The organism is Streptococcus huangxiaojuni (genome assembly GCF_040930515.1).
Taxonomy (GTDB): domain Bacteria; phylum Bacillota; class Bacilli; order Lactobacillales; family Streptococcaceae; genus Streptococcus; species Streptococcus huangxiaojuni.
The window spans coordinates 183187-204161 of record NZ_JBFQEG010000002.1 but is presented as its reverse complement, the minus strand read 5'-3'; the positions used below and the strand labels follow the sequence as shown (position 1 = coordinate 204161).

Genomic DNA, 20975 nt, shown 5'->3' with positions numbered 1-20975 from the left:
TATAGCTTATTTTTCATTTTTTGCCTACGTTAAAAGGCATTCAGAAAAATCCAAATGCCTTTTAAAACTTATTTTTCTATAGTTTAAGGATTATAGATACCTTCACCGTTGCTGTCAAAATAAACAGCTTGGCCATTTGGCATTATAACCCACTGGTTGCGGACCTGTTCGCCGGAGTCAGCATCATAGTAGTTGACCCTTCCGGACGCCAGTCTGACTATATCGCCTTTGACCTGACTGCCATCTGTATTAAAGTACAGACGCTGGCCGTTAATCATTTGCAGACCGGTAAGAGCTCTTCCTTCTGCACCAAAATAATACCAGCTGCCATCAGCAAAAATAAAGGTATTGACAGCCATATCGCCGGAGTCAGCATCATAATAATAGTTGTTGCCGTTACTGTCAGTTACAAGATTTCCCTTAACTTGACTGCCGTCTTCATTAAAATAGAGGACCTGATCATTGATAATCTGTGAGCCGGTGACAGCATAGCCGTTATTGTCCAGATAATACCAAACATTATTGCCGGTCGTTGCGAAATGACCGCTCACTCTCTCACCTGAATTGGCATCATAATAATAGTTGTTACCAGCCTCATCTTGGGCAAAATAGCCTTTTACCTGTCTGCCGTCCGAGTTAAAGAAAAGGTTCTGTCCGTTAATAACCTGAGAGCCGGTAACAGCATAGCCGTTATTGTCAAAGTAATACCAGACATTGTTGCCGGTCGTTGCAAACCGGCCGACTACCAGCTCACCAGAATCAGGATGATAGTAAGAAATCCGTCCGCTGCTATCGCTCACCAGCTGTCCCTTAACTTGGACACCGTTTTCATCAAAGTAGAGCCGCTGACCGGCTATTGTCTGTGCTCCTTTGACAGCCCGTCCCTGAGCATTGAAATAATACCAGTTGTTAGCTCCCTGTTTGATAAAGGTATTGACAGCCATGGCGCCTGAATTGGCATCGAAATACCGAATATTGCCGTCTGAATCTGTCACTAGTTCCCCTTTGATTTGATAGCCATTTTCATCAAAATACTGGGTTACCCCATCAATTGTTATTAGACCGCGGGCCATCACACCGTCACTGTCAAAATACCGCCATTGATTGTCGAAAGCATAATAATTATTGGTATACATATCACCCAGCGGACCATAGTAATACTGTTTTCCGTCGCTGTCTTCGTAGACAGCATCACGAAGCTGAGCCCCGTTTGGCAGGAAATAATACTGCTTATTGCCGATCGTCTGCCGGCCGGTAACCATATAGCCGTTTTCATCAAAATAGTAGTAATAACCATTTTCATTGATAAAGGCATTCTTGGCTTGATAGCCGCTTGTAGAGTAGTATGTCATGCCGGTTCCATCATGATAAAATCCGGTGACACCTTCTTGTCCGGTCAGCACTTTAGGCAGGAAGACGCCGTTTTCATCTAAAGTAAAGTATTGATTGCTGGCAGCATCCTGTAAAACATAGTAAGCGCCGCGTCCGAGAATATTTGTTCCATTGAAGTATTCAGCCTTCCATTCCGTAATCTTAACTGATGGGTCAATTCGCTGACCATTGGAAATTTGAACACGCTCAAAGATTTGCGGATAAGCTGCTGCTAATTCATCTAAAAAGGCGCCGCCGTACTGTGCCTGATAATCATCGCCGTTTGTTTTGCTGTTAACGACGTAAAGCAGCTCTTTAATAACCGAATCTGTCCGATAGCTACCAAAATTATTGACCCGTGTCGCTGTAACCACTTCCTGCCCCGGAAGGTTATAGATCTGATCCGGAACCCAGTCGGCAATCACCTGAATGCCTTCTCGGTGCAGGGCCTTGATAGCGTTAATCAGATCCTGCTGGGAACCGTATTTATTATTTTTACTCATAGCCAGATCATACCTGTCTTCAAAGGCATAACCGTTTAAGATGATGGCATCTAAGAAAGACCCATCTTCAGAAGAGACATATTGAGGAGCCATTTCAAAAGAAGTTACTCCCCATGACTTAAAGAGGTCAACATTTTCTGCAATCAGTTTATTTGTGTACTCGGCATCAGTGGTAACAAAATCTTGAAAATTAGAGAAACCTTCATAAATCAGCTGTGAATCAAGTGCAGCGGACGATTGATACACTTGACCGTTTGATGTTGCTTCATCACTGGCAGCTACACGGACATCTTGATCATCCGGAGCTCCTACCGGCACCCAAACAGCTAAATAGCCCGAAACCTGAACTTGGCTGTAGCCGGCAATATCGCTGGCATCAAAACTTAAGATGCCATTATCATCGGTATAGCGAATGAGATCGGAAGGAACTTGGCTGTCATCTAAATAATGTGCCAAGCCTGATTCAGTTGTCAATAACAAAGGACGGTAAGCCTGATTAGCGTGTGCATCTCCCATATTAACACGGACAAGATCCTGACTGCCGAGCTGTAAATAAGGATTATTGCTGACAATGACCGCTATCCCTTGTGTTCTTGTTTCTTCAGTCCCTAAGTCTGTTGCCTCTGAGGCACCGCTGCCATAACGAACCGAAGTCAGAACGCCATTATAATCCCATTCCCAGTTTTCCCTGTCTTGGCCTTCTACATAAGTTATCGCCATATCCTGACCGCCGGCAACATATTTGATGCGGGCTTTCATTAAGGTTTCAAGAGCGTCATAGTAAGGAGATTTATTGGCCATATACTGTCCGTTATCCGTATACATATCGCCATAATATACTCGAGTAATGGTATCCTTATTAGTCAGCATCAAAGAATAGGAGGCCGGAATATTTGTCTGCGTGTATTTCTTGTCTGCCGAATTCATATCAGCATTGTAGATTTCAAAGGCCTGTTCCAGCTCAGCTGTTGTAATTCCTGTTAAACCATCTGTATTGGGATTGATGTAATCATTAATAATTTGACCGATGACAGTCTGTACTTCACTGTCATGCGCACGTACAAAGACATAGTTAGCCATCCGTTCAGTGTACTTGCCTTCTGCCGAACGGTCATTTAAAGTTGTCGTGATGGTCGGTTCAAGACCGCTCCGCACCTGCTCCCCGCTTTTTGAATCGGTAATCGGACGGGCAAGGGCATACAAAAGGGCATTGCGCAAGTAATTATCGATAGGGAGCTGAGCTCCGCCAGTATCAAGATTATATTGAGGATCATTATCATTCCAAGCTTCTAAAATGGAAAGATGATTAATCGCATTCGCCTCGCTGGCATCTACATTATAGTAAGCTTTGAAATAGTCAGAAGCAATCTGCAAAAGATCAGCATTGACATTATCCACAGCATCAATCCGCACACCATCAAAATTAGCTTCCGGATCATTAGCAACAATAGAGCCGTAGTTCATCAAATAATGCAGCCAATTCAGCTGTTCAGCCTGAACAATAGGATTAGAATTATCAATATCATTAGCTAACAGGAACTCATAGCCGCCTGTTGGATCGTCATCATCTTCAAAATATTTAGGGACCCCAGTCTGATTTGTCGGCGTCCGATTGAGTAGACGGTAATCTGAATTGGCATAGGCGGTTAAATCACTGTTGCTGTACAATAGGGCACCGCCCTGCAAATGGTCTTTATTGCCTTCAGAGGTATCAGATTCCGTATTTTTATTCCACATATCCTGCTCAATGACAAAAGCATTCATAATAGAACGCAGCCAATCAGTTGACTGCTGGGCAGCAATTCTGATTTCAATATTTCTTTGAACCTCCTGTGCTGCTGCTGTTAAACTGGCCTGATCGGTTTCATTTGTATAAGAAACGCCTGTTCCCAAGCCTTGTGCGTTCATATAATTTAAATAAGCCACTTGAATATCTTTACTTGGCCACCAAGTCATTAAAAGCGGACGGTAGTCGCTTTCAGTTGACGCCACCCAAGACTCTCCGTTCTGCAGGATATACTGCGGACGGTACCAGGAATCAGCGGTAATATAGTTATTGATTGTCTCAATACTGGCTGCGTCTTCATTATAAATCTTATTATTGGCATTAAATGTATTAATCAGATCAGACAGCCCTTCTTGAAACCAATAAGCAGAGGATTCAGTCAAGGCTCCTGTTTCGGCATCAAAATAAAGAATTGCTCCGTTTAAACTGATGGCAAAATTTTTCTTGGCTGTCCCGTCTTCCTGAATATAATACTGCTTTCCATCAATCGTTCTGATATTGGTCAGATCAATTTCAGACGCTTCTTGCTCAGTATTTGCAGCGTTTACTGCAGCTTGAACAGCTTGTTCTGTTGTCAAAACAGGCTGATAAGCGGATTCAGGGGTTTGCTGACTTTCTTGAATCTGTGCTTGGACTCCTGCTTCAGCCTCAGATTCTTGTGCAGACTCCTCTTGAGATGATGTCTGCCCAGACAGCTCCTCCGTATTTTCATCTGAGGAAGAAGGAAGAGTTTGTATCGGACTCTCTTCGTCAGACAAAGAAGGCTCAGACTGTTCTTGACCTTGTTCTGTCTCCAAAGGAGCAGCCGCAACATCTGCTGCAGTTGCTTCATCAGCCTTGATGACACTGCTTTTTCCTCCCAGAGTAAAAACTGCAGCAGCAGTGACAGCAATAACTACCCACTGCTTTTTGACTTTGTGCATTTTGTAATGTGTCTTTTTCTCCATAATGAACCTCCAAATCTTGTTCGAAAAAACGTTTTCCAAACAAGCAACATTCTAACATGACCTGTCAGATTTTATTTTGACAGATGTCTTTTAATTGGATTACATTATTTTGCATTTTTATTTCGCTCTAGACCTTTCGCCTTATGACATTTGAAGGTCCATTGACTGCACGAAAAAGAAAACAGGCTGCCGATTTCTTATATTTAAAATGATTTGGCAAATGTCACCCTAATGGTAACTCTTTTATGATGACATTCACTTCTTAAAGATTACGATTATAGTCGCTGTCCAGTTCAAAGAAGGGCTGGATATCCTGAACGTATTCAAGTACCCCTTGAAACTCACCGTTTTTGTCGCGGACAGCAGCGTAAGTCACATAGACAAATTTGTCCAAGCGTTCTGATTTGAACCACATCTCAACCTTATCCCGCTGACCGCTCCTCAGCAGCTGGAAAATCTGTTTTACCTTGTCTAACACTTTTGGCGGATGGCACAGTTCAACATGACGGCCGATCTGACTTGGTGTGCGTTTAAAAATCATGTCCTCAGCCGGAACACTGTCATTGTAATACTGAAAAATATCCTCTTTATTGACAAAAGTTATTTCAAAAGGAAGATGGTTGAGCAAGAGATCAGCCTGTTCCAGAGACAGGTAGCCGTGGCCGAAAGGCTGGGGTTTCGTTCGGTCAGCTTCCGCCTCTTCTTCTTTTGGTGTAAAACTGACTGTAATCTGCCCAGCCGGTGTTTCAATGACCTGAGTATTGTCAGCTCCCAATTCTGTCTGCAGCTGACTGGTCGTTTCACTTTGATTTTTGTCTGAAAAAGACTGGCGCTTAGGCTGCCATTTCTCAGACGGTTTAACAATAGCATAGCCGTAAGCATCGCTTTCTCTTGCAACAGCCAGCCAGTCGTCCTGAGTGAAAATTTCTAAAAGAATCATCAAAAGAATAGATTCTTCCTTAAAAATCATTTCTTCAAATTCTTTGGCAAATGCCTCAAATTTCTCTGACAGCTCAACTATGTCTGCCTGCGGAAGCTTCTGAACAAGGTCAGAGGCGGCAGCAAAAAGCTCCCGAATCTCGTCATCAACTCCCCACATGACTTTAGGCGGAGCATCGTGGCCGTAGCTTTCCATAATCGGGAAAAACAGCTTTTCCTTACGGTCATAATGATTTTCAAACTGCCCCAAAAGCTGGAACTGGTGCCGGAGGCCTTTGATAATTTCTGTCTGATAACTTTTATTTTCAGGATCAGTATAGTTGCTTATAATACGGCGGATGCGCAGCAGAGCCGCACGCAAAGCCAGATTTTCATCCTTAAATACTTTGACCGGATGGCCTTCCTGATCACTGTCCGGGACCTCCACACCGGCAATTGCCCCTTTAAAAAGGTTGGCATGGACATTGCAAAGGCTCATAACATCTTCAAAAGTAATTCCTGTATCAGATGACATCAATTCATGTTCCATCAGAGAGATTTCCAAAGCTGATACACCGGAAAAATGCTGATTAAACTGTTCCTGAACTGATTCCGGACTGGCCCCGTGATGCAAATCCAAAAGAATATCTTTTAAAATTTCAATACGTTCAGCAGCCATCAGTCATCTCCTATTACATCATAACCATGAAAGGATAAGGTTCTTTTAATCGTTTCTAAAGGAATCTTAGTCAGCTTGGAGCCGCTTTTAAGGCTGGTAGCCTGACCTAATGTTTTGAGCATCAGAGGATTGCCCAAGGGTTTAAAACCCAAATCAATCAAAATCTCCTTAACTTCCGGATGTTCCCTAATCGTTTCTGCGACAGGTTTTCTTAAATCTATTGTGTTGTGCATCATATCACCTCATTTCTATTCCTTATTATACCCTAAGAAAAGGAAGTCTGTCTAATGCCGCTGTTGGATTAATAGCAAGAGATGACCTAAGTTTTTCACTCTAAAAAAGTCTGATTTAAATAGTTAATATTACTGGCTAAACAAACTAAAAAAGCCTGTTTCCCATAAGTAGGGAAAAACAAGCCAGCATTTAAATATCGGTATGCCTGCAGCCAAAAACTCTTCTCTTTGCCGAGATCCTTTATTTTGATTCTCTTAAAAAAGAGTTAATCAGTTCTTTTACTGTCCGGCGCTGATTATTTTCCCCGGATAAATTGTGACCTGCTTCTTTAAGCAAATAGTACCGTTTGTCTTTGTAGACAGCATTGTAGCGCTCTGAGGCAAGGGGAGCAACTACCTTGTCTAAAGCTCCATGTATGAGCAGAACAGGCCCCCAATAATTTTTAGCCACCTCGTAAATCGGCAGTGTCTGAGCTGTTCTGAAATAGTCACCGCCAACCATAAAACCATCAATTACAATAGTGTCCGGAATATGATTGGGATCATAAACGACTCCCTGACATTCACCCTTAAGAGCATCATCTTTCAAGGTCGCAGCCGGTGCCAGTAAAATCAGCTTATCAATGACATCTGGCAAATAGCCGGCCAGCATGCTGGCTACTACGCCGCCTTGGGAATGGCCGATTAAATAAATTTTTTGTGCTTTTATAACATGACGGACATAGTCAATAATCTTCAGGCCATCTAAAATCTCACTTAAAACAGTCATATCCCGAAACCGTCCCCCGCTCTTGCCGCAACCGTTAAAATCAAAACGAATGGTTGCTATACCGGCAGCATTCAGCGCCTGAACAAGTTCATCAAGTAGGGCCCCTTTGCGGTAGCCTAAATCGCCTTTAAAACCATGCATCAAAACAGCAATTTCTTTATTTTCGATTCTATCGGTCCCTTCAAGTAGACCAAATAAGGTTAATCCATCTCTCTGAATTGTAATTTCCATTGTGTTCTTTCCAATTGCATTGTCTGACTAAACTGAAGCTAAATCTGAATATGACCCATAAAAACTGTTTTTACTTTTTATGGTGTTTTAAAAACCAACTGCCAATCAAACCTCCGGCTAAGCCTGCAATAATGACACTGCCTAAAAGGGCCGCGCCGTTACTGACAGTGAAATCCAACATCACCCGGTTAACATAGGCCATGTCCTTCCCTTTATTTAAAAGATAGGCAATATATCCCTGTCTGGATACCCACATTGCCAGTAAGGGCGCAGTATTCCCAAAGGAAAAGAGCAGATATGACAGCAGATTGAGGGGCTGTGACTGATACATTTTCGAGCGAGCAAGAAGGTCCGCTAAAAAAGCAAAGAGAAGATTGGGAAAAGCAGCCAAAATATAATGTCTGGATAAGAGGAAGAAAAGTGAAATAAAAAATCCTATCAAGGTAATCGGACCAAATTTAGGCAGCTGTTCCAGCAGGTGAAAGTAAATCCAGCCGGCCAGCAAAGCAGTCATAGCCGGAGCATAGAACATATTGGGACTCCGAAAGAGCAAAATACTGATTGCAGTCCCCGCACCGACACATAAAAAATAGAGCAGCGCGTGTATCATTACAATTTTCCCGTCTTCTTTAGTTAAGTTAATCATTTTAACCCCTTTTTCATTATTCATATAAACAGTCTCAGGCAAAGACTCTGCATCAGTTTAAGATATTTCCCGATAGAAATCAACCTTGATTTGGATAAAGCGCTCCATGTCCTGCAGAAGCTGAAAAAGTGTCGCCCGCCTTTCAAACTCCTGACGTGTCTGTGGCAGTTCAGCCTGTCGAAAAACAAGCAGGAGCTTTTCAATTTCTTCTATGAGGCCAAGCCCTGTATTGTCCTCGCTCAACTGGAGGGCTGTTTCCTGAAAAAGCTGAGCCAGCTGCTGGCTTTCCCGGCCTTTTAAGTGACAGTGGTTGATGTGATCTGCCATTTGTCTTAAGAGTTTAGTCTGCTGACGGCGCATTTCAAAATAGTGGACATGGTAGTTTGTCTGCTGAAAAAGCTGATTGTGGTGTTCTAAATAAACAAGACGCAAAGCTTGCTCCAGCGTTTCATCCAGCTCGTTAAGGTGCTCCGCTTTATTTTCCCAGCTGCCTTTTAGTAAAAGCTCTTCAAAACGGTAAAGTACCTCCTTCATCTGTGCTTCAACACGGTGGTAAAAGTCCTGAATTTCTTTCTCCTTAGTCGGCATATAGACATTGAGCAGCATGGCCAGTCCTGCTCCAATGACAAATAAGGATAATTCTTTAAAAATCAAGTCAGGTTCTAAACTCTTCTCAGCTAATAAATGCATAACCAAAACGGTACTGGGAGCGATACCGGCCTCAAGCCCAAGCCGGTAAGCGGCAAAAACATAAATGAAGAGATAGACTGCCAAGGCATAGAGATGAAAACCTAAAAGAAGATAAGCACAGACAGCTAAAAGAAAAGCCAGCAAAACAGACTGCAGCCGTTGAAAAGCCATCGTCAGTGTTGATTTCCTTGTTTCTAAAACACTTAATATAGCAATAATACCGGCAGAAGACGCATTAGGAAGTCCCAGACTATCAGCCAGCCATATGGCAAAGATTGCCGCTAAAACAGTCTTTATAGTTCTTTCAAATGGATTCATATTAAAATAGATTTTTTTCGAGATCGCTTTTTAAATGGCGCCATTCCTGAACTGCTCGGGCCAATTTTCGCTGATAAGCCTGCAGACCTTCTTCATAGCGTCGGGTTAAATACAATTGTTTAATCAAAGGTATATGGGGTATTTCAATACCAAGCAGTTTTTCACGGCTGATATTCATGACTTGCTTGCCAGTATCAGCTTCGTCAAGCAGAGCCTGCCCGACAGCCGAATCCAAAAAAATCTTGATATACAGCCCCAAAATGTTATCTTTAGGACGCAGTACAGTAATATTAGCAGTCGCAATGACCGGTCTGTTCTGGTCAGTAAAAACTGCGGTCTTTTTTACAGTTCCCTTAGTAGCAACCAAAACATCGCCGTCTTTCAGTAAGTAACGAGAAAGTGAGTGCGGCTCTGCCTCAATCGTTTTTAAATTTTGATAGTCCAGACCTTCTTCATTTAAATCGCGCAGATTAATCACAGCTACATTTCCATCGTTTTCAGATGCTGAAACTGCCTTGCCTTTGAAGCACTCTGCTGCTTCTTTTAAAGTGATTTTACTGATTGTTTTTTGTCTGTATGCTTCAAGAATTTCCAAACTAGCGCTCCTCTCTTTTAGTATTATAATACTAAAAGAGATAGAAGGCAATCCTATATTATTATTTTTACCCCCCGCTCAGCAGCTTAAAAGCTCCTTCGGTCATACGGGCTGTGATGCAGATGCTGAAAAGTAGAATGATCACACTCGACAGCTGATTCTATGATATTGTAGGCGTGAAAAATGTGATGCACTTGATCTTTAATCAGTTGCTCATTGCAGTCTGAAGTCACTAATAAGTGAACCATAGCAATGTTTCTGCGCCCATCCAGCGACCAAACATTGAGCTGATTAATGGCCCTTACTGAGTCTAATTTAAGAATGTCTTTTTCAATTTGCCTAATATCAAAATTTGCCGGAGAACGTTCCAAAAAAACAGACAAATTTTTAATAAATTTCGGCAGGGCCTGACTTAAAATAAAACCTGCAATGATAATGGACAAGAGAGGATCAAGGAAGTACCAGTCCGTAAAGCGCAAAACAAGAGAAACAATAATAACAGCAAGCCAGCCTAAAATATCTTCCAAAAAGTGCAGGCTTAAAACCGATTCATGTTCAGAAGCGTCGCTGTTTAGCACACGGCTGGCGATAACATTTACAACAATCGCTATTAGACCAAGAATGAACATGCCGCGGTAATTAACAGGTTCTGGGTTAAAAAGCTTGGGAACATTCTCCACAAGAACGAATACAGAACCCAAAATCAAAATAACAGCTGTCATTAAGGCACCCAGAAGACTGAAACGCAAATACCCCAATGTGTATTTGTAATCGCTCCTGCGCTTAGATACCCGTTCAAAATAATAGGAGGTCCCGATAGCCAAAGCATCACCAAAATCATGGATAGCATCAGCCAAAATAGCGCTGGAATTAAAAAGCCTGCCAAAAACCATTTCAATAAGAGCAAAGCAAAAATTTGCTAAAAAAGCTATAAAAATCCGGTTACTGGACTGATTACGAAAATTAAAATGATGATTATGTTCCTCCATAACAACCCCTTTCAACAAGATACAAAGCCCGTTTAAAGAGCAAAGCAAAAATAGGAGCCTGACCGATGAGTCACTAAAGACTCAAGGGAGGGCTGTCTTTTTTGCACAGCTCTTAGGGCGTGTTCAGTTCAACAAGATACAAAGCCCGTTTAAAGAGCAAAGCAAAAATAGGAGCCTGACCGATGAGTCACTAAAGACTCAAGGGAGGGCTGTCTTTTTTGCACAGCTCTTAGGGCGTGTTCAGTTCAACAAGATACAAAGCCCGTTTAAAGAGCAAAGCAAAAATAGGAGCCTGACCGATGAGTCACTAAAGACTCAAGGGAGGGCTGTCTTTTTTGCACAGCTCTTAGGGCGTGTTCAGTTCAACAAGATACAAAGCCCGTTAAGAACGCAAAAGGAAAATGGCGGTAAGCCAGAAATCTCTGATTTCGTAGGCGCACCCCTGCCAGGACGGCTAGGGAGTGGGACAGAACCCCGGACCACAAAGTTCGTTGTCCCACCCCCGCAAAGCCCTAGTAGGCAATTTAAAGCTTTGAAAAAGCAAATAAAGTGCCACTGGGCTACTGCGTCTTGCACATAAGGCTATAACAAACATTAAGGCCTATTTTTAAAATCGTCCTTCAGACGGCTACGGCTGACGGTAAGTCCGAAATCTCTGATTTTCGCAGACGCATCTCTGACGGCTAGAAGGAAGAGAAAAAAGTTTGATAAATCAAATCGTTTTAAGCCTGCTCAATAAGAGGTCTGTATTTTCTAAATAGTAGGCCGCTAAAAACCTGAACCACTTAAATCGCAAGGACGTGTAGTGACTGCAGCTCATTTTCATCTAGCCTGTAAATAATCCTGCATAGACCGCTGGAATAGCCCAGCGGTCGATAAGAGCCTGATGCGGAAAAGAGATTTCTTTGACTGGATGACTGTAATGAATAATCCGCTTACTTTCATTATACAAAGAATGTTGCGGAATAGCACCATTTTTAATGAAAGACAGCCAATCATTTTGAATAAGGGCAATTTCCTCTTTATTAAGTTCTGTCTCTTGTATAGCCATTTTATCTAAATTATCAAAGAACATGGCAATTTCTGCTCCATGATATGAACCACGTAAGCCCCGATAAAGATTTGGCACATAATCAAACTTGTAACCGTAAACTGGGCAGCGTTTTGAAAACTGCTGTAAAAGATACAAATTCATTGAATAAAAGACCGCTACTTCCATCATACGAATCTGCCAATCAATCAGATTTTCAGCTTCATTTTCAAGCTCAGCCGCCAGTTCTTCGGCATAGACGCCGTATTTTTTCTTGATGGCTTTTTGAAAATCAGCTGCCTTGGTTGCAATCCCCATTGCTCTATAATAGATTGGTAATTCAATCATGGAAAATTCATCATCATTAAACCCTATTAAAAGCGGTATCGGTTGGTAGTGTCCCTTCTCTAAAGCCGTTTTAGGAGCCTCTTGGAAAAACTCATTGTCTACTATTTCAGCCATAGCTTTTCGGCCTTTTAATCTGAGGATTTGCTTAATATTTAGCTTTGACAAAGCTGCAAAATCTTTAAGCCGATTCTGTTCTAAGAATTGCTGATAAAGTTCTTCCCCTTCTTGCAGTGAACGTGCCTGCATAAAGGAACCGCCGCATAAAATCGCTTTATGGATCAGCCCCTCGTCTCCTTGATTCAAGATCTGATTCAAACTTGACAGGGCGCCGCCGGATTGTCCCATCAAAGTGATATTATTGGGATCACCGCCAAGGTATTCAATGTGATTTTTAATCCAGCGCAAAGCTGTTTGCTGATCTTTAGCTTCTCGGTTACAGTTTACAGTACCGTTTTCGATAATTGGGAGATAGCCATACAGGCCTACCCGATAAGTAATTGTTACAAGGACAATCCCCTGTTTAGCTAAATTGGCCCCGTCGTAAATCGGTACGGTACCGGAGCCACTATCCCCACCGCCATGGATATAAACTAAAACCGGTTTTTTATTTTCAATCTGCGATGTCCAAACATTCAGCATAAAAGCACTTTCTGAAAAAGAATCATGGACAGGGAGCCATTCTGCGCGCATCATATGGTGTTTTAAAAAAAGATTTGGCCAACGGAGGATCCGCTTTTGCGGGAAGCAAAAAGTTTCTAGGGAATTAATCAATTTTTCTTGAGGATAATTATGACGTAAAACGGGCGGCATAAAGGGATCAGCCTCTGCATATGGGATACTAGTAATGCGATAAATCGGCTGTCCATCTTTGCTTTGACCTGCTTTTTCTGCTGTAAATTGACCAAGCTTTGTTTCGATAATCATCTGCTGCCCCCTTCCCAAGCAAATCGTGTTACTGTCAAATTGTATTTAAGCGTTTGTTAGGCGCCAGGAAAGAGCTTGTTTTCTGGTTCGGATAAAGTCTGCATACAAGCCTTCTCTTTGCATAAGATCTGCATGCTTACCCTGCTGCACAATTTTTCCTCGATCTAAAACGATAATCTGATCGGCTTGCTCAACTGTTTTCAACCGATGAGCTATCATGATAACTGTCTTGTCAGCTGTAAGCTGGCTAACTGCCTGCAAGAGCTCTTCTTCGCTTTCAGGGTCAACATTTGCAGTAGCTTCATCAAGAATAATAATTGGAGCGTCCTTCAGCAAAGCTCGGGCAATTGACAGCCGCTGCTTTTCTCCGCCGGACAGGCTGGCACCGCCTTCACCGATTTTTGTCTGATAGTCATCAGGAAGGGACATAATAAAATCATGGCAGGCTGCTTTTTTGGCTGCTGCAATCATCTCCTCATCGCTAGCCTGAGGCTTCCCAAATTTTATATTATTTTCAATCGTATCTTCAAAAAGATAGACATTTTGAAAGACAAAGCTAAAATGGCGAATCAAGCTGTCATAGCTGTAATCCTTGACATTTATCCCGCCTAAACTGACACTGCCGGATTCTGTATCCCAAAAACGAGCCATTAAGTTGCAGAGGGTCGTTTTCCCGCTTCCTGACGGGCCGACAATAGCAGTTGTGGTTTGTTCTGGGATGTCTAAAGAAAGATTGTCAATAATTTTTCGGCCGCCATAGGAAAAATCAACATTTCTCAGCCTTATATCTGTTTTTTGTACTGGAAGGTCTCGGCCGCTGATGTCCATCGGTTCCAAATCCGAAATCCCCTGAACCAGCTCAACGGCTATATCAACAGACCTCAAAAGCGATGAAAAACTGCTGACGCTGTCTAGATTTTCATAAACCATAAAGCTGCTGATAACCATCATCATACAAGTCAGTAAATCCATGCTGTCATGAAGATAGAACCAAATAGCCAGAAGGCTCATAACAACCCCTGTCGCTTTGGTCACTGCTCTTTGGACTGTCATCCATGGGACCGTTCGTATGGTCATGGCTGTATCAGCTTTTTCCTTGTCCCTTATTGCCTGCACTAGTTTTTGGACAGAGTTTTTGTTTAGATGGTAATTCTTAATCTCAACAATCCCTTGAACATATTCCAAAACAGTATCAACAATCTCTGTATCAGCCTTCTGTTTGTCCAGTGCAGCACCCGAAACACTGCGCCGCATCAAAGTGTTCGGTATAAGAAAAAGACAAAAGCCTGCACACAATACAAGACCTATCCGCCAGTCAAAAAGAAGAACAAAGAAAATAATGACAAAAACAGTTAAAAAGCCTTGGCTGGTCACCATCACAACTCGGGTAGCAATATCAGACAAAGTTTCTAAAGTATTCGTTGTGATGCTGGCAATCCGTCCCAGACTGTGGCTGTTGAAATAGCCCATCGGTAAGTAGCGAATATGTTCGGCGATTTCAATACGCTTCTGAGCACAGCTATGGTAACCAGCTTCTGTCTGCAGCATCGTAATTTTTAATGTCAGCAAGAGATTGAAAAGAAGTGAAGCCGACATAATAAGAGAGACAGTCCACAGTGTTGTCAGAGACAATTGATGACTGGTGATATCTCTTAGAACAAGAGCAATAGCCGGGATACGCAGCGCGACTGCAAACGCTTTTAAAACACCTAAAAAAAGAGAGAGGTAGAGCTTGCGCCGGTCTTCATTACTGCAGAAACCAAAAAAACGTTTAAAAATACTAAGCATACCCTGCTCCTCCTTCCGCCGTTGACAGACTGCTGTCTTTTACAGCTAAATGCGACTGCCACATTTTCCGATAAAGACTACAATCCGCTAAAAGTTCATCATGCTTTCCTTTAGCTTGAACTGCTCCATCTTTAAGGACGATTATCTGGTCGCAGTCAGCAATAGTGGACAAGCGATGGGCAATAACAAGCAAGGTCCGTCCTTGGATTAATTTTGCTAATGAAGACTGAATAAGAGCTTCGTTTTCAGGATCTGTATAGGCTGTCGCTTCGTCCAAAATAATAATCGGAGCATCTTTTAGCATCGCTCTGGCGATAGCAATCCGCTGCCTTTCACCGCCTGAGAGACCGATCCCTCCCGAACTTCCTACAATTGTCTGAAAACCGTCACCCAGCTGCATAATAAAGTCATAGCAGCCACACTGCTTAGCAGCTTCTATAACCATTTCATCACTGGCATCTGGATTTCCCATACGGATGTTTTCCAAAATGGATGTGTCGAAAAGGTAATTATCTTGGGAAACATAGGCAATCTGCCGTGCATAAAGCGCTAGAGGGATATCCTTAATGTTAACACCGCCGTATGTGATCTCTCCTTCTCCAACATCCCAAAAAGAGGCGATTAATTTAGCGATTGTCGATTTACCGCTTCCTGATGGTCCGACCAAAGCATTGACGGTTCCGCTCTTTATTGAAAGAGTGATGTCATGCAGGACCCCCTCTCCCTTCTGATAAGCAAAACAGACATGGGAGAGTTCAAGATCTGTGCCGAGAAAATGGTGACTGAAATGTTCAGGCCGCTCCAAATTTGGCATTTCTAAAATATCAATAATTTCAGCAAAGGTCGCTCCAATCTTTCGGATATCGTCCATATAGCTAGCGGCTGAAATAATCGGCGGGACTAGCCCCATTGAAAGGATAATCAAAAGAAGGAAGCGATTAACAGCTAAACTTCCCGTTAAAGTAAAGTAGGTACCGGATGGCAGTAAGAAGAATAAGAGAGAGGGCATAATAACAGTGACAGCAGCCATATCCAAATTGCATTTGCGCATCCATTCAATAAAGCAATCCGCTCCTTCCTGTGCGGCTTTAACAAACCTATCATATGAAAATTTCTCTTTGCCAAAAACTTTGATAATCTCAATTCCCTTAATATACTCTACAGCCACATCATTGAGAGTTTTGGTTTTAACTAAAGTATTTTCAAAATCCCCTTTACTTTTGCGCAGCATATTGGCGTAAAAAAGAAAGCCGATCGGCAGGGTCAAAAGCGACAGTAAAGTCACACGCCAGTCCAACGCCAGCATATATGCAAAAATAATAAGGGGGCCGAAAACTGCAGCCGTAAACTCTGGGATAATATGAGCAAGGGTTGTTTCAGTAGCATCTACCCGCTCGACAATAATATTCTTGTATGAACCAGACGGCTGACTCAAGATATCTCCCAAAGGCAAACGGGCCAATTTTTCTGTCAGAGCGGTCCGCATCTCAGCTAAGACACTGAAGGTCGCCTGATGAGACAGAGAAGTTGACAAACTGTTGGCCAGCAGATGCAGAAGCCAAAAAAAGGCAACCCAGAGCAGATCATTGGTATAAGCAGGACAATTTCTGCTGCCTTCAAGGAGCTGTCTGATGACACTGCCAATGAAAAAATAAGGCATAAAGGCTGAAATGACAGCAACAAAAGCCAAGAACACACTAAAACAGTAGGTTAATCTATATGGTCCAATAAACTTGGCTATCCAAGCCATTGTTGTTTTCTTCATCATCGCATTCTCCTTATCAGAAAAACCAGTATGACAGTCTGCAACTGCCAACAGTCAGGTTATTCTGCTTACAAAGAGGGTCAGAAATTTAGAATCCTAAGATTTCTGACCAATTAAATAAACGATCAATCGTTCGGCAAAATAGCAGGGCTTCTTCTTTTGTCCACCCGTAAAGCAGAGGTTCAAATATAATTGTGAAATAAGCACGCATGACCAGTTCCAAATGCTGTTTAGAAATCAAAACTGCTTTTTTTTCTGATCTTTCGTGTACCTGCTTGACATAATGATAAGTCTCCTCAGTTACACTGGCTACCGCCGCCTGTTTAAAATTGGCATAGCGCGATCCTTCTGATTTAAACAAAAGCAGGCGCAGACCGTCCTCATGATCGTAAATAAAAGACATCATCTGCCGTAGATAGGCTTCCGACTCCTCCCACATTTGAGAGGGTCTTCCCTTTTCCAATAAAGCATAGTCCTGCCTGACATGTTCCTGAACCAGAACAGCTAAGGAATTTAAGGTAGGAGCAATCAATTTGCCAAACAGCTCTTCTTTTCCGGAATACCTTTTGTACAGAGCTCCGGTTGTAACTCCTGCTTGCTTACAAATACGGCGCAGAGAACTGTCTGCATAACCATAGGTCAAAAACTCTTTTTTAGCACTGAGCAGAATGATATCATTACGTTTTGTTTTTTTAGTATGCATAAACCACGTCCTTTCTGAGGATAACAGTGTTATCTTTTTGAGTTTATTATACACAAAAGCTATTCCTCTGTAAAGGAAAGGCCTTACAAAAATTAATCAAAAAACAAACAAGACATAAAACAGCAAATTGACTAGGCAAACGAACAGTCTCCTTTTTTTGTTTGCTTCCTTAACAGCCTTTGGACCGGAACTAAAATCTTTTTGCCATAGTAAAAACCACCTTTTAAACAGCCAGCCATGCTGGAGAGTTTAAAAGATGGTTGCACAGAAAAATTTAAACAGGAGGAAAACTGAAGAAAGTTTTAGGCCGATAAGTCAACCCTAGCTTACCAAAGAGCGGAACAGTTGATTAGGAAGCTCACTAGCCCTTACTTGACAAGGGATAAGAGCTTTTAATCAGCTACTGCATCAAACTCATATGTCTAAACCAGAACTTTTTGTCCTGGCTTCTAGTAAAGTTCAAACAGCTTTGTAATACATCGGCAAACAGCGGCACTATTCCCCTCTACTTGCTCATCAGCATATTGATTAAGAGAAGGAAAATTCCCAACCTGAACACTATAAAGCGAAGCCTTGAATAAGTCAATATCATTTTTATCATTGCCGAAAGCAATAAAGTCTGAACCGATTTGTCTCATAACTGTCGTTGCTTTATTGGTAGCATAAGGATTGAGATAAAGACATTTTTCATGTTCATGATAGTCAACATCAACCTGATTCAAAGCCTTGAGCTCCCGGCAGAACGGCTCAGCCAATTCTTCATGATCTCCCAAGTAAATGACCATTTTAATAGGACTTTTCAGCTGGTCTATCTCCAGACAGTTAGCCAAATGCAAGGGATCAACACTGCTGATAAAAGGTATTTTCTCCCCTTTGAAATAAGCATAGTCAAAGTCATCATCTACAAAATAAGGCAGACGGAAATAATGGCACCAAGTCAAAGCATTTTGATAGGCCTCTTGGGTTAAATGCTGCTTAAAGGTTAGCTGCCCATTTTCATAAACGAGACCGCCATTAAGACCGACCACACGTTTGTAAGCTAACTCTCCTGTCAGCAAAGAGATACAATCGCGGTAAGCACGCGCCGAAGCAAAGATTACTTCATGCCCGAAATCCTGTGCTTTTTCTAAAACACACTTGATGTCCGGAGCAATTGTCATACGGTCAAAACACAAGGTACCATCTAAGTCAAATACAAACTTCATATGTCACCTTTCCAAAATACAGCTTATTTTCGACTTGAATCAGGAACATAGGCCAGAGCACGAACAGGTGATCCAGTTGCCTCTTTCCAGTGCGGAAAGGCAATAGAGATGACACTGCCTGTTGCTGGCACTTGATCGAGATGGGCCAGTACCTCCAGCTGAAAAATACCCTGTTCTAATAAATGATACTCTTGGCGCAAAACACCGCCAGCTTCTGCAGCAGCTTGGCCGCTGTCTGTATCAAGAGTCTCATGGCCTAATGCTTTAATATGGCGTTCATGAATCAAAAAATCTATAGCCTCGCGCGACCAGCCCGGAGACTGCTGGGCACCATTATCGTCAAGATTTGTCATCAATTCCTGAGATGGCCAGCGTTTCGACCAGTCACTGCGAAAAGCCACAAAACTTCCCTCTACAATCCGCCCGTATTCTGCTTCAAAATCAAGCACATCTTGCTTGGTCAGCTCATAGTTGGGATTTTTTTCAACAGCAGCTGATTTATCAATAACATACAGGGGCAGTAAAAAATCTTCCAAAGGAATTTGCTCCAGCCACTTGCCGCCTTCAACAAAATGAATCGGCGCATCGATATGTGTTCCGTACTGGCCAACAACAGAAAATTGCTGAACATGAAAACCATCTTTCAGTGTAAAAATATCCTTCTTGGCTAGCGCCGGCAGCGGCGGAAAATGCGGACTGTCCTCATCGATTTGATGGGTCAGATCCACCAGTTTTGCAGTCTTAAATACTTTGAGTGCTTCTTGCAAATTTGTCATGTCCTGTACTCCTCCATCAAGATACAAAGCCCGTTAAAAACGCAAAAGGGAAATGACGGTAAGCCAGAAATCTCTGATTTCGTCTGCGCACCCCTGCCAGGACGGCTAGAAGGGTGCGGTCGGCTGCTAAGACGACAAAGCCTTCAGACGGCTACGGCTAGCTAATTGTAAGACATCAGACTTAACGTTCCCTCAGTTTTCAATTTTTGGGTTCGGGCTGACATCATCCACTGGATGATGTCACTCCACAGCTCTTAGGGCGTGTTCAGTTCTTGCTATTTCCAACATTTTTAGCTTTAAATTTTTTCAAGCGCCAGGCGCAGATCTTCAACGAGGTCGTTCACATTTTCTAAGCCGATTGACAAACGAATCTGCTCCGGCTCAATGCCGCAGGCCAGCAAGTCTTCCTCAGACATCTGACCGTGTGTGGTTGTTGCAGGATGAACAACCAAAGACTTGGCATCAGCAACATTAGCAAGGTTTGAAAAAATATCTAGGCTGTCAATAACTTTGCGTGCGGCCTCCGACCCTCCTGCAACATTGAAGGTAAAGATGGAACCAGCTCCTTTTGGCAGATACTTCTGCGCTAAGTCATAATAAGGGCTGGATGGAAGACTGGCATAGTTAACCTTGGTAACCTTAGGATGTTTTTCAAGATAGTCAGCGATTTGTTTGGCGTTTTCCACATGGCGCTCGACACGAAGGGAAAGGGTCTCAAGCCCTTGCGTTAAAAGAAAAGCATTAAAAGGAGACAAGCAAGCCCCAGTATCACGAAGCAATTGGGTTCGTACTGCAGTGATAAAAGCCGCTGCACCAATATCTCGTGTATAGCTGATATCATGGTAAGACGAATCTGGCTCAACAAACTGCGGGAATTTACCGGATTTTTCCCAGTCAAACTGGCCTGAATCAACGATAACACCGCCGATAGATGTCCCATGACCGCCGATGAATTTAGTAGCAGAATGGATTGAAATATCAACACCATAAGAAAAAACATTAATTAAATAAGGCGTTGCAAATGTATTGTCAATCACCAGCGGGATTCGGTGATTATGAGCGATTTCCGCTAATTTCTCTAAATCAGCTACATTCCCCAGAGGATTTCCCAAAGTTTCAGCGATGATGAACTTAGTATTTTCTTGAATGGCTCCCTCAACAGCTTCAAAATCTGCTACATCGACAAAACTTGTCGTAATCCCGTAACGCGGCAGGGTTTCTTTTAGTAAGTTGAATGTCCCGCCGTAAACGGTTGTAGCAGATACAATATGATCTCCAGCATGAGCCAAAGCCAGAGCAGTATAGGTCACAGCGGCCATGCCCGAAGCAGTAGCCAGAGCACCGACTCCCCCTTCCAAAGCAGTCATTCTTTCTTCAAAAACTGCGGTTGTAGGATTGGTAATCCGTGTATAAATATTGGCCGGCTGGCGCAGGGCAAAAATATCTTCAGCTTCCTGCGCACTGTCAAAGACATAAGAGGTGGTCTGATAAATTGGGACCGCTCGAGATTTCGTTGCCGGATCAACAGTTTGACCGGCATGGAGCTGTAAGGTTTCAAAACTAAGTTCTCTTGTCATAAATTACTCCAATCTTATAAATTATCCAAATGTCCCTTTATTTTACCGTATTTTGCCATCTTTGCCTAATATTTATCAAAAAGAAGGGGTTATAGCCAGAAACTATAGCAACAACGCTAAAAAGACAAAAAATTGAAGAAAAACACCGCCTTTAGAACAGTCTTTTCTTCAATTCAAAACATAG

The 20975-nt window shown here is 42.5% G+C and carries 15 protein-coding genes; all 15 read right to left on the bottom strand.

Annotated elements, in window-relative coordinates:
* Positions 1–83: 83 nt before the first annotated feature.
* Positions 84–4607, bottom strand: coding sequence for a glycoside hydrolase family 70 protein (locus AB3329_RS02440; protein WP_438272888.1), 4524 nt, complete (start codon positions 4605–4607; stop codon positions 84–86).
* A gap of 262 nt (positions 4608–4869) precedes the next feature.
* Entirely contained in the window at positions 4870–6204 is a 1335-nt protein-coding gene (locus tag AB3329_RS02435) for a DUF438 domain-containing protein (protein WP_368394153.1), read from the bottom strand.
* Positions 6204–6437: a DUF1858 domain-containing protein gene (locus AB3329_RS02430; protein WP_368394199.1), complete on the bottom strand. Its 234-nt coding sequence runs from the start codon at positions 6435–6437 to the stop codon at positions 6204–6206. Before AB3329_RS02430 ends, AB3329_RS02435 begins: the two co-directional genes overlap by 1 nt.
* Positions 6438–6678: 241 nt before the next feature.
* On the bottom strand, positions 6679–7437 hold the full coding sequence (locus AB3329_RS02425) for an alpha/beta hydrolase (RefSeq protein WP_368394152.1): 759 nt from the start codon (positions 7435–7437) through the stop codon (positions 6679–6681).
* Positions 7438–7507: 70 nt separating this feature from the next.
* Positions 7508–8107, bottom strand: a complete 600-nt coding sequence (locus tag AB3329_RS02420) for an MptD family putative ECF transporter S component (protein ID WP_368394151.1) — start codon at positions 8105–8107, stop codon at positions 7508–7510.
* Between the two features lie 33 nt (positions 8108–8140).
* On the bottom strand, positions 8141–9091 hold the full coding sequence (locus tag AB3329_RS02415; protein WP_368394150.1) for an aromatic acid exporter family protein: 951 nt from the start codon (positions 9089–9091) through the stop codon (positions 8141–8143).
* Position 9092: 1 nt separating this feature from the next.
* The gene (locus AB3329_RS02410; protein WP_368394149.1) at positions 9093–9686 is read right to left on the bottom strand and encodes a restriction endonuclease subunit S; all 594 of its coding nucleotides are present in this window, start codon (positions 9684–9686) and stop codon (positions 9093–9095) included.
* An 86-nt stretch (positions 9687–9772) separates the two neighbouring features.
* A complete protein-coding gene (locus tag AB3329_RS02405; protein ID WP_368394148.1) occupies positions 9773–10675 on the bottom strand; it encodes a cation diffusion facilitator family transporter in 903 nt (300 codons plus the stop codon).
* A gap of 826 nt (positions 10676–11501) precedes the next feature.
* Entirely contained in the window at positions 11502–12977 is a 1476-nt protein-coding gene (locus tag AB3329_RS02400) for a carboxylesterase family protein (RefSeq protein WP_368394147.1), read from the bottom strand.
* A 45-nt stretch (positions 12978–13022) separates the two neighbouring features.
* Positions 13023–14765 (bottom strand): ABC transporter ATP-binding protein, encoded by a 1743-nt coding sequence (locus AB3329_RS02395; RefSeq protein ID WP_368394145.1) that lies wholly within the window; start codon positions 14763–14765, stop codon positions 13023–13025.
* Positions 14758–16533: an ABC transporter ATP-binding protein gene (locus AB3329_RS02390; RefSeq protein WP_368394144.1), complete on the bottom strand. Its 1776-nt coding sequence runs from the start codon at positions 16531–16533 to the stop codon at positions 14758–14760. Before AB3329_RS02390 ends, AB3329_RS02395 begins: the two co-directional genes overlap by 8 nt.
* 85 nt (positions 16534–16618) lie before the next feature.
* Entirely contained in the window at positions 16619–17233 is a 615-nt protein-coding gene (locus AB3329_RS02385; RefSeq protein WP_368394143.1) for a TetR/AcrR family transcriptional regulator, read from the bottom strand.
* A 449-nt stretch (positions 17234–17682) separates the two neighbouring features.
* Positions 17683–18438 (bottom strand): HAD hydrolase family protein, encoded by a 756-nt coding sequence (locus tag AB3329_RS02380; protein WP_368394142.1) that lies wholly within the window; start codon positions 18436–18438, stop codon positions 17683–17685.
* Between the two features lie 23 nt (positions 18439–18461).
* Positions 18462–19214, bottom strand: coding sequence for a cyclase family protein (locus AB3329_RS02375; protein WP_368394140.1), 753 nt, complete (start codon positions 19212–19214; stop codon positions 18462–18464).
* 296 nt (positions 19215–19510) lie between these two features.
* The gene (locus AB3329_RS02370) at positions 19511–20791 is read right to left on the bottom strand and encodes an O-acetylhomoserine aminocarboxypropyltransferase/cysteine synthase family protein (RefSeq protein WP_368394139.1); all 1281 of its coding nucleotides are present in this window, start codon (positions 20789–20791) and stop codon (positions 19511–19513) included.
* Positions 20792–20975 lie beyond the last annotated feature (184 nt).